Origin of the sequence: Treponema brennaborense DSM 12168 (assembly GCF_000212415.1) — a bacterium.
Lineage (GTDB): Bacteria > Spirochaetota > Spirochaetia > Treponematales > Treponemataceae > Treponema_F > Treponema_F brennaborense.
Genome location: NC_015500.1, coordinates 2007367 through 2024910, shown reverse-complemented (window position 1 = coordinate 2024910; position 17544 = coordinate 2007367). Strand labels below are relative to the sequence as shown.

Here is a 17544-nt window from a genome sequence, read left to right as displayed (position 1 = left end):
TATGGATCAGATGGAAGTGGAAAAGGATGAATCTCTCAATACTAAGGGAAACATTCAGACACAATTACAGGAAGAGTATCTTAAAAGTCTTGAATCACTTGAAGAAGGTCAGCTTGTAGACGGAACTGTTATTCAGGTAACTCCTGAACAGGTTTTTATCGATGTCGGTTATAAATCAGAAGGTAAAATTCCGGTTTCGGAATTTGTTGAACTGCCGAGCGTAGGCGATGTCGTTTCTGTTGTTCTCGTAACCAAAGAGAACAAGCACGGAGAAGTAATCGTCTCTAAGCAAAAAGCAGACGTAAAACAGTTGTGGAAAAATCTTCGCCAGGCTTTTACCGATAAAACTCCTATCGAAGGAACAATCGAAAAGGTTGTGAAGGGTGGTTTTGACGTCAATTTGGGCAGCGGAATACATGCGTTCCTCCCCATCAGCCAATCCGACAGTCAGAAAGTTGAAAAATCGGAAAAACTTCTGGGCGTTAAGAGTCAATTTTATATCGAACGTCTCTATTCGGACAACAAAGCGAACGTCGTCGTCAACCGCCGCAAGTATTTGGAAGAATCGATGGAAACGAATCGTGAAAAATTCTTTGAAACGATATCTATCGGCGACACCGTTAAGGGTGCCGTAAAGAGTTTTACCAGTTTCGGTGCGTTCATCGATTTGGGCGGATTCGACGGATTGCTTCATATCAACGATATGAGCTGGGGACACGTTACCCGTCCGAAAGATTTCGTCAAAAAAGGTCAGGAAATCGAACTCAAAGTCATTCGTCTGGATCCTGCTGAAAAACGCATTAATTTGTCGTTAAAACATTTCAGTGAAGATCCTTGGCTGCACTTTGAAGACAAATATCACGTCAACGACGTCGTAAAAGGCCGCGTAACCAAACTTACCGATTTCGGCGCGTTTATCGAATTGGAAGAGGGAATCGAAGGTCTTGCGCATATCAGCGAGTTTTCTTGGGTCAAGAAGATCAATAAAGCTTCCGATATGGTCAAAATCGGCGACGAAGTCGAATGCATGGTGCTCGGATACGATATTCAGGCCGGTCGCGTTTCGCTCGGTTTGAAGCAGGTTACCAACAATCCGTGGGACGCCGTTGCGGAGAAATATCCGGTCGGTACGCGTTTGACTCGGAAAGTGGTAAAAGTTACCAACGTCGGCGCTTTTATCGAATTGGAAGAAGGTATCGACGGTTTCCTTCATGCGGACGATCTGTCGTGGACTAAAAAAGTCAAGCATCCGGGAAGCGAACTGTCCGTCGGACAGGAGATTGAAACGGTCGTTATCGAAAGCGACCCCGAATCTCACCGCATCCGGCTGGGCGTAAAGCAGCTTTCGGACGATCCGTGGCAGCAGTTCTGTCTGGCGTATAAACCCGGTTCAACGCTTGAAGGTGAAATCGTTTCCATTACCGATTTCGGTCTTTTCGTGCGTGCTCCCGGCGGAATCGAAGGGTTGGTCAATAAAGCCAATCTGAGCGACAACCGCGACGAACCGTATGAAGAAGCCGTTAAAAAATATGCGGTCGGCGATAAAGTGAACGTATACGTTGTCGATGTTAATCCTGAGAAACAGAAGGTTGCGTTTTCCGTGAAGGAATTCAAGAAAAAGCAGCAGCGTGAAGAAATTTCTCAGTATATGTCGTCTTCCAACGACGACGATGACGGAGCGTTCACGCTCGGTGATTTGCTGAAGAACAAGAACAGCTGAAATGATTTCGGTGAGTGATACATGCCGTCTAGCGCGTTAGAAATAGATAGACTGAAAACGCTCATCGAAATTAATACGCTGATAAATTCGAGCTATTCGGACGTGAATGCGTTGCTGGTGTATATTTTGGAATCGGCAATGCGTCTCGTCGAGTGTGAATCATCGTCGCTGCTGCTTGCGGACAAGAGCGGTTCCACGCTTCGGTTTGTCGTTGCGTTGGGACCGGTCGGTGCCGAAATACAGAATATTCCGGTCGATATGAACGCAAGTATCGCCGGCTGGGTGTTTCGGAATAACCAAAGTCTCGTCGTAAACGACGTTCAGAACGATTCGCGGTTTTATTCCGCAGTGCAGGAAAAAACCGGTTACGCGAATAAAACGATGATAGCGATTCCGATGCGTGTGCGTAATACGTGCATCGGCGTTATCGAGTTGCTGAACCGAACGAACGGACAGAAGTTCACGCAGAGCGATCTTGAAATTCTTGAACTGCTGAGCATTCAGGCGAGCGTCGCCTACCAGAATGCCGATTGGTTCAGAACCGCTCAGGACGAAATTCACGTTTTACAGAATACGATAACGTCCGGATCGGATTATCATACGTTTATAGCGAAAAGTCCGGTCATGCTTGATTTGCTGAAAGTGATCGATGAAGTGGCTAAAACGAATTCGTCGGTATTGATTTTAGGAGAAAGCGGAGTCGGTAAAGAATTGTTTGCCGAACAGCTGCATTTGAAAAGCGCAAGATCCATGAACCCGTTTGTGCGTGTGAATTGTGCGGCTCTTTCTCCGTCTCTGCTGGAAAGCGAATTGTTCGGTCACGTAAAAGGCGCTTTTACGGACGCCGTATCCGACCGCGTCGGCCGATTTGAGATGGCCGACGGCGGTACGCTGTTTTTGGATGAAATCGGGGAGCTTCCGCTTGATTTACAGGCGAAGCTCCTGCGTGTTATTCAGTCCAAAACGTTTGAAAAAGTCGGTTCGAGCGCAACCATTTCCGTCGACGTACGGATTGTGGCCGCGACGAATCGGGATCTTGAAGCAATGGTAAAAAACGGTACGTTCAGAAGCGACTTGTATTACCGGCTGAACGTACTGCCGTTGTACGTACCCGCGCTGCGGGACAGAAAAGAAGACATAGAACCGCTCGCTCTGTTTTTTTGCAGAAAATTCGGCGGAGAAACGAAGAAAAATTTTGTGGGATTTTCCGGTGAAGCACTCAAGGCGCTGTACGCGTACTATTGGCCCGGAAATATCCGTGAATTGGAAAATACGATAGAACGTGCGTGCGTGCTGGGTAACCCGCCGTTCGTGCAGGTTTCGGATTTGCGTCTGAACGTTTCGCCTTCGGGCTGCGGGAATCCGTCCGTAACGCCTGATATGATGCCGGAATGCGAAGACGGCGACCGGACGCTGAAAGCGGCGGTCAACCGTTTTAAGAAAGCGTATGTTACCCGGATTTTGACTGAGACATCGTGGAATCAGACGGAAGCCGGTAGAATTTTGGGAATCCAGCGGACGTACGTGTCGCGGTTATTGAACGAATTGCATATTCGGTAAGAAAACCGGCGTATATTGCGGAACCGCTTTTTAAGAGGAGTTATGTATGGCTGAAAAAAATAAGGAAGAGAAAAAGAGTTTTGCCGATACGTTCAGCGCCGTCGTTACGAAATACCGGGTTCTGCTGCTTGGCATTATTGTGGGGCTGATCGTCATTGCGATTGCTGCCGGAATTTCCGTTTCAGTAACGCAGTCCTTTCATAAAAAGGCTTTGACGGAAGTCGACGCCATCGTGTATAAATTAACTCAAGCTTCCGCCGACAGCGGAGATTCCGTTCGTGCGGATTCTCTGGCTGCGCTGCAGTCGCTTGCCGAAAAAAACAAACGCAACGTTGCCGGCGTGCGTGCGTATATGGTTATTGCCGAATTGTATTACAACGATTCCGAATGGGAAGCTGCTTCCGAAGCTTGGCTTGCCGCAGCCCGCGCCGGTGAAAAATCGTATACCGCTCCGCTTGCGTATTATAACGCCGCGGTTTGTGAAGAAGAATTGGGAAATCTTTCCGATGCGGTTTCGTATTACGAAAAGGCGCTGACCGGAAACGATTTTTATTTTACGACGCATACGCTTTTCAGCATCGGCCGGATTAAAGAATCCTTGAACGATTTTGCCGGCGCGGCGGTGCAGTACGAAAAACTGCATGATACGTATCCTTCCGATTTGTGGACGTCTCTGGCCGAAAGCCGCCTGATAGAACTGCGTGCGGAAGGCAAAATCCAATAATACGACGGATTTTATAATGTTTGTTCAAACAAACCGGACTGTATATTATGTTTTTTGTTTTGTAATAATGCTTCCGGTTTGTTTTTTCTTGTGGTCGTGCGGTCTTGATACGTATTATTATCTTGAACCGCCGATCATCGGTTCGTATGTCGAAAAACCTGTCGATCCGGAAAACAGAATTTTTTCTTTTTATACGGTTCAGAATACCGGCAACGCCGACGTTTTTTTGGGAACGGCGGTCTATTACAAAATCTACAACAACGAATCGCTCGTAAAAAGCGACATGGCGTCCGTCAGCAGCGTGAACCTTCAGTACTCGGATGCGGCGATGAACCGGCTGCGGTCTTTGAAATATTCGCCGCTCGCTTCCGGGCAAATCGGGGATGAAGTACTGATCTTAAAATCGTTCGGCAGTACGTCCGTCCGGATCCGTTTGTTTTCGGAAAACGACTATTCGGCCACCGTTACGATAGGGGGCACCGATTACGGTATTCCGCTGCGAACGCCGCTGATGAAAGGCTTTTCCTTTTATCCTGAAAACGATGCAGCTCCGGTTCCGGCACAGGGAGATTCCGACGTATCGTATTCCGCGAGTCCGACAAGCGCGGATACGTGGTACGTGGCGGCGTACGCCGTTTCTACCGGTATGAATACGGAACTGTCGCCCGTATACAGCCAGGTGCTTCCGCTCGGATATATTATGATAAGCAAGAATTAGTAGGTTTGCGGAGACTGTACCGCACGGCGGCTGAGCAATCGCCGGCAGTATTACTGCTTTGACGGCAGTGTCACGCTTTGACGAGTGAACTTTTGGGAATCCGGTATATGCTTCCGCAGTTATGACAGATAACTTCAAGCGGATCCGGATCATTCGCCTGTATATCGGCAAGCTCTTCCGCCCCGAGTGAAAGAATTGCGTTCCGGTATTTTTCCTGCGAACAAGTGCAGTCGAAAACGATATCGCGTTCAAGTACGGTCGTCGGGCTGAAATCGCGGAATAAACCGTAAATAATGTCGTCTCTGGTGCCTTTTTCCGCAAACCACTGGCCGTAAGAAGGGGCGGCCTGAAACGCGTGTTCAACGGCGCCGAGCAGATCGTCGTAAGCTTGTGCATCCGATTCCGCCTCTTTTTGCATAAATCCGCCTTGCGGCGGCATCGCCTGCAGAAACATGCCGCCGGCTCCCACGACGCGTCCCTGTTTGTCGAATTGGATGCCGGTGTTGAACGCTGTGCGTATTTGTTCGGATTGGGCGAAATACCACGTCAGATCTTTCGCTATGTTGCGGTATTTGATTTCAACGCTGCCCGTCTGCGGCGCACGGTCGTTTTCATTGTATCTGGTAACGCTCAGTGTTCCCGGACCGAAAAACGGTGAAAGATCCCAGCTTTCAAGCGGTTTGTCTACCGGAATCGTATTTTGAAGCAAGTAACCGCGAACCGCGCCCCGGCTGTCTGCCTCAACGCTGAATCCGGCCGCAGGACCGTTCGTATCGTAGCGGAACGTCAGCCGGCCCCTGCCTTTCATCGTCGGAATCATCAGCGCCGTGCAAAGGTAGGCTTGGCCCAGAATCATGGTTTCCAGTATACCCAGTTTATGATTTGCCCGCATTTGGTTGATGAATCGGGTGCCGTTAAAAAACGCCCCGCGGAATTTACCGTCCGCCATGACGAATACGGACATACCGTCGTGTTCCAGCGTGTCCAGATGCCGGATGAGATCCGCGTCCGCAATAGAATTTTGTATCATATGTAAAATATACTGCTTTTTTTGCTTGACATCAATCTGTTTTCATTGTATTCTGAATTTAATTACGTTATCTTACATGGTTCCTGAATGAACCCATCCTGTCGAATATTGTTCTTGCGATTTCCTGCCGGTTTGTGTGTTTCCTGTTCAGATTCAGTATGAAAACGGAGTTAAACCCGCCCGTCTTTTACGGCGGTCGGGAGGTATATTATGCTGCCGCGGTAAGCGGCGAAAGGAATTAAAATGTCCAAGAAAATTTATGTAGGAAATCTGAACTACAGGACAACGGAAGACACTCTGAGCAGTGCTTTTTCACAGTATGGCGAAATCGTTTCTGCCGTCGTAATCAAAGACAAATTTACAGAACAGTCAAAAGGTTTCGGATTTATCGAAATGGCTGACGACGCAGCGGCTGATGCGGCGATCGCTGACATGAACGGTAAAGAAGTAGACGGACGCCGCGTTCGTGTAAACATTGCAGAAGACAAACCCCGTACGTCACGTCCCCGCGGAGATTTCGGCGGACGCAGCAACGGCGGCGGTTACGGCGATCGTAACAGCAACCACGGCGGCGGTTACAACGATTATCGCTACTAAGTTGTCTCATATATAAAGAAAACCGTAAGCTCCCTTGCAGGATCTTACGGTTTTTTTTTAGGCATGCCGTTGCACCGTCCGCCGGCCGGACGTTCCGCTGCTAATATCGGTCGAACGTAACGGGGCGCCACTGCTCCGTTTGAGCCATATCCTGCGCGATAAGTCCGAGCGAGACCGGCGCCGTCGTTTCCGCCAGCAGATACGGCCTTTCGCCCACCGTTATTTTTGCTCCCGGCAGATCCAGTGCGATTCCGAGCACCGCGTGCCGGTACGCGTCGGAAACGAACATGACGGTATCGTAATTCATGTGCCGCAGCAGAACGGCAAGCAGCAGGGCTCTGCTGTCGCAATCCGAACTTGTGCTGCCTGCAAGCACGGCCGGCAGCGGCGAAAAATCGCTTCCGGCAAAATCCCGGTCGTACGGAAACGTCTGGACCCAGCTTAGCAGCGTCTGTGCGAGCGCGGCTTCCGGCTGGGCTTGGTTCTGCCGGGCGGCGTTTTCGCTGAGCGCCGCGTACAGCGCGAACGCGGGTTTTTTAAGCCGTTTATACGCGTCGCGGTAAATTTGCCGGTAATAGCGGTCCCGCGCTTCAAAACGGTATTCGGAATCGGCGTATAAGCTCAGTACTCCGTATTCCCGGTCGATGACGAATTTATTTGCTTCCGCGTCTTCGGCGTCGATGACCGCGCGTATCGGCGTGCCTTCAACGGTCATGGTGATTTCCTGTGGCGAACTGCCCGGAAAGGCGAACGCGGTAACCGGGCCGCATTCGTAATAACTTCCGCGGTCTATATAAATTGAATCTACGACGGATAAAATGAACTGTTCGTAGGCGGCCTCGTCTTCGGCATATGCGAGCAGCGTAAGATACCCTTTCGATTCGGGGAGCGCCGCGCATACGGCCCAGCCTGCGGAGGTTTTTTGCGGTGAGAGCCGCATCGTGAACTTTGCCAGCACGCAGTCCGCGTTCCGCCACGAAACCGGCGTTATTTCTCCTTGAGCGGACAATTTCTTGAAAACGGCGGAAAGCGTCTGGTTCGCGTTATCGTACGCTGCGGCGGGGTAGATGCGGAGCGTCACCTGCACCTGTACGATCGTATGATCGAACAGATAGCCGGTTCCGTCCTGCGTCGCGTCCGAAAGTGCGAACGCTTCGGGCAAATCGATCGAATATCCGTACGTGGGCGAGTACAACAATTCCGCGTACGCGCCGCACGGCGCCGCGGCGGCCAGTATGAACGCGATTATATACCGTAAAAAATGCTTTTTCATGCGTGCTCCTGCAACCGGAATCGCTTGCCTTTTCCGATGTTCCAGTTTATACTTTTGCGCATGAATATGCTACCGGTCGTATTTGAAAACGGGGAAATTATCATTGTAAATAAAAAGTGCGGACTCGCCGTTCAAGGCGGCGCCGGCATCCGTTTTTCGCTCGATCGGCTGCTGTCCGAACAGGTCGGGTATAAAGTGTATCCCGTTCACCGCCTGGATAAGGATACTGCCGGTCTGCTCGTTCTGGCAAAGACGGCTGCGGCCGCGGCCGTTTGGACGAATCTGATCGCGTCGGGCGAGGTTCGTAAGGAATACGCGGCGTTGTGTGCCGGCATTCCGCCGGGCAAAAAAGGGACGTTTACGGCGCCCATAGAAACCAAGGGCGAACGGAAAAGCGCCGTGACAGATTACGTCGTGTGCCGAACGGCCGAAACCGTGTTCCCCGACGCACCCGGTCTTGACGGAGTGCAGACGGTTCCGGTTTCCTTGCTGCGATTGACACTCGGTACGGGCCGGATGCATCAGATCCGCATCCATCTTGCCCAGGCCGGCTGTCCGATCGTTGCCGACGACAAATACGGCGATTTTCGGCTGAACAAGCTGTTCCGTTCCGGCAGGGGAATCAGAAAATTGCAGCTTGCCGCGGTAAAACTGACGATCCCGCTTGCCGGAAATAAAAACGTTTTTGAAATAGATTTGCCTGAGCATTTGCGAAATGCGTGCGGTTTGCTGTTCGATTCCGCTGCCACTTGATGTTGTTTTGCATTTATTGTATAATTATGAAATCTTAAACACTATTGGTGTATAATTATACATCGACACGAGGGGAGGCCGTCTTGTCCGACTGCTTTGAACATTTGACCGTACAGAAATTGTCGTTGCTGGCGGAACTTAACGATCCGATTGATCCGGAACTGTACCAGCAGTTTGACGTAAAACGCGGACTTCGGTATTCCGACGGCCGCGGCGTACTTGTCGGCCTTACCCAAATCGGCGACGTCGTCGGCTACGACGTTGTGGACGGAGAAAAGGTTGCCGTTCCCGGAAAGCTGATTTACCGCGGATATAACGTCGAAGATCTGATACGGGACACCGTTGCCCACGATGATTTCGGTTTTGAACAGACGGTCTATCTGTTGCTGTTCGGCGAGCTGCCTACCCGTGAAAAACTGACGGAATTCCGGACGTTTTTGGGATCAAAGCGGGCGCTTCCCGACAACTTTACCGAAGACATGATCATGAAAGCGCCGTCTCCCGATATCATGAACAAACTCGCGCGCAGCGTGCTGGCCAGTTATTCGTACGATCCGTCGGCGGAAGACCGGTCGATCGCGAACATCCTGCGGCAGTGTATCGAACTGATCGCGCGCTTTTCAACGTTCGCCGCGTACGCGTATCAGGCGAAAAGCCGTTATTACGACGGTAAAAGCATGTACATTCATAACCCGGTGCCGGAGCTTTCCACTGCCGAAAACTTTTTGCGCCTGATACGGCCAGACAAGAAGTATTCGCGCCTTGAAGCCGACGTGCTCGATTTGGCGCTGATTCTGCATGCGGAGCACGGTGGCGGAAACAATTCGACTTTTTCCATTCACGTGGTGTCTTCCACCGATACCGACACGTATTCGGCGGTTGCGGCGGCGGTCGGTTCCCTGAAAGGCGGCCGGCACGGCGGCGCGAATATGAAAGTAATGGAAATGATGGACGACATCAAAGCGAACGTAAAAGACTGGGCCGATACGGAAGAAGTCCGTGAATATCTGCGGAAAATCGTCCGCAAGGAAGCGTTCGACCGTACCGGTCTGATATACGGGCAGGGACACGCCGTCTACACCGTTTCCGATCCCCGCGCGATTCTGCTGCGTGATAAAGCCGCCGAATTGGCTGCGGAAAAGAACTGTCTGAACGAATACCGTTTGTACTGCGCTATCGAGCAGCTTGCGCCGGAAGTGCTTGCCGAAGAAAAAAAAGGCGATAAAAAGATTTGTACGAACGTGGACTTTTTCTCCGGATTCGTGTATTCGATGCTGAACATTCCGCGCGAACTGTACACGCCGATTTTCGCCATATCGCGGATAGCCGGCTGGGCGGCCCATCGTATTGAAGAAGTGATCGCCGGCGGACGGATCTACCGCCCCGCGTATAAAAACGTCGCGCAGGAGCGCGCGTTCGTTCCGATGGAAGATCGCGTGTAGTTTCAGGCCGACGTGTAGAGTCCGCCCGTGCGGATATATCGGTTTTACCGCTTGGTATATCCGCAGTTCCGGGAAATTTCTTCCGCCGCTTTTTTTACCGCACCGGTATATTCTGCCAACCGGTTTTCATCGAATCTGAACAGCGGAAAGGAAACCGAAACGGCTGCGGTGATCTGTCCGCCGTGCTCGAAAACGGGCGCCGCAATGCAGGTAATGCCTTCTTCGTGTTCCTCTTTGTCCCGCGCAATTCCCCGTATCCTGATGTGTTCGAGTTCCGCGCGCAATTCGTTTTGCGTGCAAAGCGTCCGAGGCGTGTAGCGGGTGAATTGTCCGGTAGTTTCATCGGTGATTTGCTCCAGACGCATATCGCGTTCTTCCTGCGGCATGTAGGCGAGAAACAGTTTTCCCATCGCCGTGCAGTGAAGGGGAATATGTTTGCCGACCCGCGAATACATTCGGATAGTGTGCTTCGATTCCATTTTCAGAATATATACGGCGCTGTTTCCTTCCTGTTTTGCAACGTGAACCGTTTCGCCGGTAAACTCGGATAATTGCCGGGCGGCGCTCTTTGCCGCGCTGACGAGATCTGTCTGTTCAAGTCCCTGCGAACCGACGCTGAACATTTTCAGCGTGAGCGAATACCGGTCGTATTCATCGCGGCGGACGTAGCCGAGCATTGCAAGGGTCTGCAAAAAACGGTACACTGTTGCCTTGGGCAGCGCGCATTTAGCGGAAAGTTCTTCCAGATTACATCTGTTGGAACCGGCTATGGTTTCCAGTATGAGCATCGTCCGTTCCGCCGCCGATACGGACGGTTCCTGGCCGGACTGGTTTTTGTGGTCTGACATACGATATATACCTTGAAATGGAATGATGTTCCATAAGTGTATAAGAAAAAAGATGTTTTGAAAAGAGGTATGCATGAAAACCGAGCGTTTGGATAAAATATTGTCGCATCACGGATTCGGATCCCGAAAGGACGTCAGAAAACTGCTGCATGCGGGTTCCGTGGCGGTCAACGGAACCGTCTGCGTCAGTCCCGACGTTCACGTCGATCCCGACGCCGACGAATTGACGGTTGACGGTTCTTCAGTGCCGATGCGCCGCCATATCTATATTATGATGAATAAGTGCGCCGGCGTCGTGTGTTCGGCCAGAGACGGCCTGCACCGGACCGTGTTCGATTTGCTGGACGATTCGTACCGGCAGGAATTTTTGGGCGGCAGCCTGCATATGGTCGGCCGTCTCGATATCGATACGGAAGGACTGCTGCTTTTGACGACGGACGGAACGCTGACGCACCGGCTGACTTCTCCGAAAACGCACGTAACCAAAACGTATACGATCCGGCTCAAAAACTGCGTTCCCGACGAAGCGCAGCCGCTCATTACGCGCCGGTTTTCGGACGGTATTCACATCGCGCCGGACGGAGACGACGGCGAATACGACTGCAAACCCGCCGATCTGCATTGGTTCAGCGGCACCGAATGTTCTTTGGTAATTACGGAAGGCCGGTTCCATCAGGTGAAGCGTATGATAGCCGCGGCCGGCAACGAAGTGGTGTATTTGAAGCGCATTGCAATCGGCGCGCTGCTGCTCGATCCGGCGCTTGAAAACGGCGCGTACCGGGAATTGTCGCTTCGGGAATTGGAAAACGCGGGTTTGATTTGAGCCGGCACGGGCGGCGCGGTTTGTACGGCTAGCGTGATTTATGCGGCTAGCGCGGTTTGTACGGCTAGTGCGGATAGTGCTTCTGTTTGAGCCGTTTTTCAAATTCCGGTTCGGGCAGCGGCTTATCGAAAAAGAATCCCTGAATGATGTCGCAATTCAATTCAGTCAGAAGGGAAACCGTTTCCCGAGTTTCGACGCCTTCGGCGACTACGTCCATGTGCAAATCTTTCGCCATGCGGATGACGTTGGTCACTACCGTTTTGGCCTGCGTGTTCGGCAATATGGTGTCTATCAGCGATTTATCGAGTTTCAGTACGTCAAAGTTCAGATTCTGCAGCAGACTGAGCGAAGAATAGCCGCTCCCGAAATCGTCTATCGACGACGATATGCCGGCCCGTTTCAAAAGCTGCATGGTTTCTTTGAGATTCTGCTGCGCGTCCGTATACAGCGTTTCCGTAAATTCAATTTCGATCAAATCGTGCGGTATTTGCCACGTATCGATAACGTTGCAGATGCGTTGCGCGATGTCCGGCTGTGAAAAATGCAGTTTTGAAAAATTAACCGATATTTTTACCGGCTGCACGCCGGCTTTGAGCCACTGATCCAATTTACTGCACACGTGGTTCAGGACGAAAAAGTCCAGCCGCCGCACGATACCCGTTTTTTCGCTGATCGGGATAAATTGGGTGGGAGAAATGATCCGTCCGCCGCGGTTCCACCTGATCAGCGCTTCCGCGCCGGTCAACGTCCGGCTTTCCAATTTTACTTTCGGCTGATATACGACGAAAAATTCGTTGTCGGCGAGCGCCTGCGGTATCTGCTGCGACATCAGCATCGTATGCACGACGTCCGTACTGACCGTTTCGTCGTATTGCGCGACATCCTGATTTTTATTCGTTTTGGTGAGCATGAACGCCGAAATGAGCCGGTTTACGATCGTTTCCGTTCGCTGTTCCGTTCCGTCCGGTTTGTAAATACCGCAGCGGATATGCAGCGCAATTTGCCGTTCTTCTTCCGCACATGCGGTTTCAAGCTGTATGTGATTCAGCGAAAATATGACGAAATTGACCCGTTCTTTTTTCAGGATGGCGATAAAATTATCCGCACCGGTATGAAAGAGCCTTTCTTCCGGTTCAAGCAGCAGCCCCGCTTTTCGTGCAAATTCAGCGAGCACTTTGTTGCCGCCGTCGAAGCCGATCCTGTTGTTGATGAGTACGAAGTCTTTTATGTTGAAGTATGCGAATGAATACGCGCTCAGCCTGTTTTCGCGGATGAGCGTGTCGGTTTCTTTGTGCATCAGGTATTTGTTCGGCAGACCCGTTATGGGATCGGTCGTGTAGAGCCGGAGATTTTCGTCTTTTTCGTATTGCACGCAGTTCCTGATCGTGTTGTAGCCGCAGGCAACCGCTTCCGCCATTTGCCGGCAGGTATCGTAGCCGCAGGACTGACAGTTGCGGTTTCGGGATTCCGGTGTGTTTTTATGCATCTGCGTAAAAATTTCTTCGATCGTGTCTTCCGGAATTTCAAACGGCTGTTCGTAGCGCTCCGCATACGTGCGCATAAAAAGCCGGACGTCCAAGTTACGGTACCGTGCGTTCAGGTTTTCAAGGCGCTGCGCGCGCGAAAGGTTCCGGTCGAACGCACCGTTCGCCGAATCTGACTGCGCGTATCGGTGCCGCAGTTTTTCCGTTTGCCGCAGTATCGCGGCGAGCGTGCAGCCGTCTTTTTCAACACCGGTTCCCAACAGGCAGCCGTGAGCGCATTGCATGATTTCGAGAATAACCGGATTCTGCGAGTCTTCAAGCAGTTCGGCCGGCGATTCGGCCCCGGGCAAAAGCTGTTTCAGATTCGACTGCGGCAGTATGAGATAACCGTCGGTAAGAAACTGTTCCAAATTTTCCTTGAGGCCGCCGGGAAGCGGGTATATCGTTCCGCCTCCGGAATCTTTTACGTCCGGTTCCGCATGGTATCCGCTGAGATCCGTCTGCGCCAGTTTTGCGAGCAGATGGGCAAACGTTACGTTGTATTGGACGAGCCCGCCGGTTTCAGGCGAATCTATTTCGTCTTTTTTGGCGATGCACGGGCTGATGAACGCGATACTGTCTGTATTGCCGAGGTAGGTGCGTACGTAAATCGCAAGGCACATCAGCGGGGAGTGCACGGGCAGCAGCCGGGGCAGCAAATCGGGACGCTGCTTTTCCATATAGTTTACGAGTGCGGCGCACGGCTGCGTTATGCCGCCGGTGCGGGGATGTTCGGTCAGATACCGAACGTACGTCCAGGTCGCGATATCCGCACCCGCGCTCACGTTGCATATACTGCGCACGCCGATAGATTTCAGATACCCGAGTATTTGCGGTGCGAGTTCCGGATAATCGATATAAAACGCAGGCGCGACGGCGACCGATATGTTTTTGCCTTCTTTGAGGTCGGAAAAGAAAAAATCCGTATCGTCGATGTATTCGCGCGCGCCGTGCGTACAAGTCGCGAGACAGTTGCCGCAATGGATGCATTTGCCGTCGTCCACGACGATACGGTTTACGCCGTCTTCGTAATGTGCGATATTCGCACCGGGAATCGGGCAGCCCGATATGCAGCGGTTGCAGCCGATACAGCGGTCGTTGGTAAAAATGACGTTCGTTTTTATATGATCCATACCGGCTGAGCAACCTTACTCGAAAACGAGCGCCAGCAGCGTCTGATTCAGATGAATTTTCCCGAGTTGTTCGCCGAGAGATGAATATCCGGCGATCGGGGAAAACGCGGTGCTGAATTTCGAGTTAAATCGCTCCAAATACCGTTCCTGTTCGTAAAAAATCGTTCGCGCCAGACAATGTATCAGGAAAACGAACGACGGCGCGGGAATTGCCTCCTTAATGGCACGGATCGTATCGTCGGTGATCACTTCATAATTTCCGGACTGCAGCAGCTGCATCGTGGTGTGATTGTAAATGCGCGCGCTCCATGAAACTGATTTATCCTGATAGACCCGATCGAACGCAGTGATGAAAACGTCGTGGTTGACCACCCGTCCGATCTGGCGCGCGGTCAGCCTGTCCGGCAGTTGCTGGATCGTACAATTAAGTTCCTCCGCCAGTACGTCTGCAGCGGGTCTGTGATCGAATTCCCTGACGATTCTGTTTTTTACGTCTACGGACGTTGCCGTAAACCGGCGGTTCGCCGGCAAAAAAATATTTTCTTTGAACACGGCTATTTTGCCGCCTTCGTTATGGATGCAGACGAACACGCTTGCGTCCGTGTAGACGGCGCCGTTGTACGATACGTAGGATACCCCGGCAGCGGCGGCTTCTTCCCAGCTCATTCCCGCCGTTCCGCCGGCAACCTGTATTCCGTATCTGCTGCATATCGAATCGTACGCGGCGAGTGCCAATTCTTCGCTTAAAGAAAAAGCGCTGGTAAATTCCAGGCAGATACAATTCCGTATGGACGGGAGCGCTAAAATGCAGTCTTCCACGCGCTGGGCGTATTTGAGCGGAAATCTTTTGATCTCTTCCAATACGCCGCCTTTGCAGACTATGCCGTCGTTGAACGCATACGCGCACAGCGAATCCGTATGCACGCAATCGTTGCCGTAGGTATAATGGGAAGTGGTTCCGACTATTTCCGCAGACGGAAAACGGGCAGACAACGCTGCCGCTGCCGTCTTAAAAGATGAAACCGGCGAAAAAAAGATGATAAGTTTTGGGCTTTTGAATCCCGATACTGCCTCTGCAACAGCCTGTTCAGGATCCTTTTTTGAGCTTATCCCGATCGTATAATCCATAAAATCCTTATCCATAGGCGCCGCAGCGCGTAATTCCGCGGAAAGCGCCGGCTGAAATCAGAATATATATAATAATATATGAGTAGTTAGCCGTTGTCAAGAAAAACGGCAGATTTGAAGAAGCTTGCAATCAATACTGAAAATCAGCTATACTGTATTAATAGGAGTTCTGCTATGAGACAATATTATATTGCTGGTAACTGGAAAATGAACAAAATCAAGGGCGAAGCGGTAGAGCTTGCAACTGGTCTTGTTTCAGCTTTAAAAGACGGAAAAAATAAATACATGATCGCTCCGTCGTTCACTAATCTCGATGCGGTTGCGCAGGTTGTGAAGGGTTCAAATATTCTGCTCGGTGCTCAGAATATGTCGACGGAATTGTCCGGTGCGCATACCGGTGAAGTTTCCGCTCTTATGCTCAAAGATTTGGGCGTTCAGGTCGTTATTCTCGGCCATTCGGAACGCCGCCATATTTATAAAGAAGATGACGCGATGATCAATAAGAAAGTTAAACTGGCGCTTGAACAGGGCCTCGACGTCGTGCTGTGTATCGGCGAACTGTTGGAAGAACGTGAAGCCGGTAAAGCGGAAGCCGTTTGTGAAGCACAGACCCGCAAAGGGCTCGCGGGCGTCAGCGCGGAACAGATGAAAAAAATCACGGTCGCGTACGAACCCGTTTGGGCTATCGGTACCGGTAAAACCGCTACTCCCGACGACGCGCAGGCTATCCATAAGTTTACGCGCGGCGTGCTTGCCGACATGTTCGGTAAATCGGTTGCCGAAGCGACCATCATTCAGTACGGCGGTTCGATGAACGCTTCCAACGCAGCCGCGCTGCTCGCGCAGCCCGACGTCGACGGCGGACTGATCGGCGGTGCCGCGCTGAAAGTCGAAACGTTTGAACCCATCTGCAAAACGTACTAGTTTTTGCACCGTAGATTCCGCGGAACGGACCGTTTTTTTTGCGGAATCTACTATACTCTTGTACTTCAACGCACTTGCATAAAAGTATTATTTAGAGTAGTATTCTGATTCGTTATCTTGTTTTAAATGGAGTAATCTGCAATGGGTGCTATCGGTATTATCCTTTTGGTTGCGTTTGTAATAATTTGTATTCTGCTGGTTTGTATCGTTCTCGTTCAGAACGAAGAAGGCGGCGGTATGGGCGGTCTTTTCGGCGGCGGAAATTCGGCTGCGTTCGGTTCCCGCTCCGGCAACGTGTTGACCAAAACGACGTACATCCTCGTTACGTTATTTTTCCTTTCGAGTTTCGGTTTGGCGCTGATCAATAAAGCACCGTCCGTAAAATCGCTTGATTCTGCCGTACAGCAGGAACAGGCCGGTTCCGCTTCGGAAGGTTTCTGGCTGGACGAAGCCGCTGCTTCCGGTACGGCGCCTGCTGAAATTTCTCCTGCCGAATAAGCAGTGCATAGAGGTGTGTGATGATTCTTGGACAAGTTTTTGATCCGAAATCCGTAAACATCAGTTTGGAAAGTACTGACAAGGACGAGGTCTTTGAAGAACTTGTCGAATCGCTCGTTGCCGTTCAGCCCGGCTTGAACCGTGCAGAAGCACTCGCAGCCGTTCAGGAACGCGAAGCTAAGCTCAGTACGGGAATCGGCAGGGGCGTAGCGGTTCCGCACGGTATCTGTTCCGGTGTTTCCGGAGTAAAGGGTGCCATCGGTATTTCGCGCGGCGGAATCGAATACGATTCTTTGGATAAAGCTCCCGTCCGGATCATTTTCATGTTGCTTTCGGGACGGGATGAATGCGAATATCATTTGCAAGTCATTAAACGCCTTGCACAGATTTTGGAAGACCCGTCTTTCGTCGATATAATTCTTTCTAAAACTACACCGCAGGACGTGTACGATACGCTCGTCCGTTTTGAAGATGCGGTAACGGCAGCAGTATAACAAAGCGTTTGCCGCAAAATACTGCTGCGTATGGAGGTTGCTATGGCAGAAACCGATGTAATAGGACATCTGCTCAATATAGAACATCAGGCAGCGGAGTTGCTGCTCGATACGCAGACCGAAGCCGACCGGCGTCTCACCGAAGCGCGCGCCAAAGCCGACGCCGAATATAAAACGCAATACGAACAGCTTATCCGCCGGCTTGAAGCCGAATACGCGGCCGCCGCTGCGGAAATCGAAAAAAATCATTCCGGTATCATGCACGAATATCGCAACACCGTAGACGCAACGGAAACGGATCCCGTTTCGTTCGGCGCGCTGCTCGATTCGCTGCTGTTTACCGAATAACCGGTACG

Annotated in this window: 17 protein-coding genes; 12 read left to right on the top strand and 5 right to left on the bottom strand. The window is 51.3% G+C overall.

What is annotated here, in order from left to right; all coding sequences use genetic code 11:
- Position 1 precedes the first annotated feature (1 nt).
- From rpsA to TREBR_RS08835, 4 genes are all read left to right on the top strand, one after another.
- On the top strand, positions 2 to 1720 hold the full coding sequence (gene rpsA, locus TREBR_RS08850) for a 30S ribosomal protein S1 (protein ID WP_013758847.1): 1719 nt from the start codon (positions 2 to 4) through the stop codon (positions 1718 to 1720).
- A 21-nt stretch (positions 1721 to 1741) separates the two neighbouring features.
- The gene (locus tag TREBR_RS08845) at positions 1742 to 3280 is read left to right on the top strand and encodes a sigma-54-dependent Fis family transcriptional regulator (RefSeq protein ID WP_013758846.1); all 1539 of its coding nucleotides are present in this window, start codon (positions 1742 to 1744) and stop codon (positions 3278 to 3280) included.
- Positions 3281 to 3326: 46 nt separating this feature from the next.
- Entirely contained in the window at positions 3327 to 4004 is a 678-nt protein-coding gene (locus TREBR_RS13740) for a tetratricopeptide repeat protein (RefSeq protein WP_013758845.1), read from the top strand.
- 67 nt (positions 4005 to 4071) lie between these two features.
- Positions 4072 to 4722 (top strand): hypothetical protein, encoded by a 651-nt coding sequence (locus TREBR_RS08835; RefSeq protein WP_156786644.1) that lies wholly within the window; start codon positions 4072 to 4074, stop codon positions 4720 to 4722.
- A 70-nt stretch (positions 4723 to 4792) separates the two neighbouring features.
- Here TREBR_RS08835 and TREBR_RS08830 read toward each other — a convergent pair whose 3' ends face one another.
- Positions 4793 to 5752, bottom strand: a complete 960-nt coding sequence (locus TREBR_RS08830; protein WP_013758843.1) for an Hsp33 family molecular chaperone HslO — start codon at positions 5750 to 5752, stop codon at positions 4793 to 4795.
- A 243-nt stretch (positions 5753 to 5995) separates the two neighbouring features.
- On the opposite strand from TREBR_RS08830, the gene TREBR_RS08825 reads away from it, so the two are divergent.
- The gene (locus TREBR_RS08825; RefSeq protein ID WP_013758842.1) at positions 5996 to 6349 is read left to right on the top strand and encodes an RNA recognition motif domain-containing protein; all 354 of its coding nucleotides are present in this window, start codon (positions 5996 to 5998) and stop codon (positions 6347 to 6349) included.
- 100 nt (positions 6350 to 6449) lie between these two features.
- Here the strand turns inward: TREBR_RS08825 and TREBR_RS08820 are convergent, their stop codons facing one another.
- Positions 6450 to 7622 (bottom strand): hypothetical protein, encoded by a 1173-nt coding sequence (locus TREBR_RS08820; RefSeq protein WP_013758841.1) that lies wholly within the window; start codon positions 7620 to 7622, stop codon positions 6450 to 6452.
- A 60-nt stretch (positions 7623 to 7682) separates the two neighbouring features.
- Between TREBR_RS08820 and TREBR_RS08815 the strand changes: the two genes are divergently transcribed.
- Positions 7683 to 8375, top strand: coding sequence for an RluA family pseudouridine synthase (locus TREBR_RS08815; protein ID WP_041610772.1), 693 nt, complete (start codon positions 7683 to 7685; stop codon positions 8373 to 8375).
- Between the two features lie 83 nt (positions 8376 to 8458).
- Complete coding sequence (locus TREBR_RS08810) at positions 8459 to 9817, top strand: citrate/2-methylcitrate synthase (protein WP_013758839.1); 1359 nt, start codon at positions 8459 to 8461, stop codon at positions 9815 to 9817.
- A gap of 44 nt (positions 9818 to 9861) precedes the next feature.
- On the opposite strand, the gene TREBR_RS08805 is transcribed toward TREBR_RS08810, so the two are convergent.
- A complete protein-coding gene (locus TREBR_RS08805; RefSeq protein WP_013758838.1) occupies positions 9862 to 10665 on the bottom strand; it encodes an IclR family transcriptional regulator in 804 nt (267 codons plus the stop codon).
- A gap of 73 nt (positions 10666 to 10738) precedes the next feature.
- Between TREBR_RS08805 and TREBR_RS08800 the strand changes: the two genes are divergently transcribed.
- Entirely contained in the window at positions 10739 to 11488 is a 750-nt protein-coding gene (locus TREBR_RS08800) for a pseudouridine synthase (protein WP_013758837.1), read from the top strand.
- Positions 11489 to 11552: 64 nt separating this feature from the next.
- Here TREBR_RS08800 and TREBR_RS13735 read toward each other — a convergent pair whose 3' ends face one another.
- On the bottom strand, positions 11553 to 14144 hold the full coding sequence (locus tag TREBR_RS13735; RefSeq protein WP_013758836.1) for an EAL domain-containing protein: 2592 nt from the start codon (positions 14142 to 14144) through the stop codon (positions 11553 to 11555).
- 15 nt (positions 14145 to 14159) lie between these two features.
- Entirely contained in the window at positions 14160 to 15287 is a 1128-nt protein-coding gene (locus TREBR_RS08785; protein ID WP_052296175.1) for an FIST signal transduction protein, read from the bottom strand.
- Between the two features lie 159 nt (positions 15288 to 15446).
- On the opposite strand from TREBR_RS08785, the gene tpiA reads away from it, so the two are divergent.
- The 4 genes from tpiA (at position 15447) to TREBR_RS08765 (ending at position 17536) form a co-directional block, all read left to right on the top strand.
- Positions 15447 to 16196, top strand: coding sequence for a triose-phosphate isomerase (gene tpiA, locus TREBR_RS08780; protein WP_013758834.1), 750 nt, complete (start codon positions 15447 to 15449; stop codon positions 16194 to 16196).
- 141 nt (positions 16197 to 16337) lie between these two features.
- Positions 16338 to 16694, top strand: a complete 357-nt coding sequence (gene secG / locus TREBR_RS08775) for a preprotein translocase subunit SecG (RefSeq protein WP_013758833.1) — start codon at positions 16338 to 16340, stop codon at positions 16692 to 16694.
- Between the two features lie 20 nt (positions 16695 to 16714).
- Entirely contained in the window at positions 16715 to 17188 is a 474-nt protein-coding gene (locus tag TREBR_RS08770) for a PTS sugar transporter subunit IIA (RefSeq protein WP_013758832.1), read from the top strand.
- 42 nt (positions 17189 to 17230) lie between these two features.
- The gene (locus TREBR_RS08765; protein WP_013758831.1) at positions 17231 to 17536 is read left to right on the top strand and encodes a hypothetical protein; all 306 of its coding nucleotides are present in this window, start codon (positions 17231 to 17233) and stop codon (positions 17534 to 17536) included.
- The last annotated feature ends 8 nt before the right edge of the window (positions 17537 to 17544 follow it).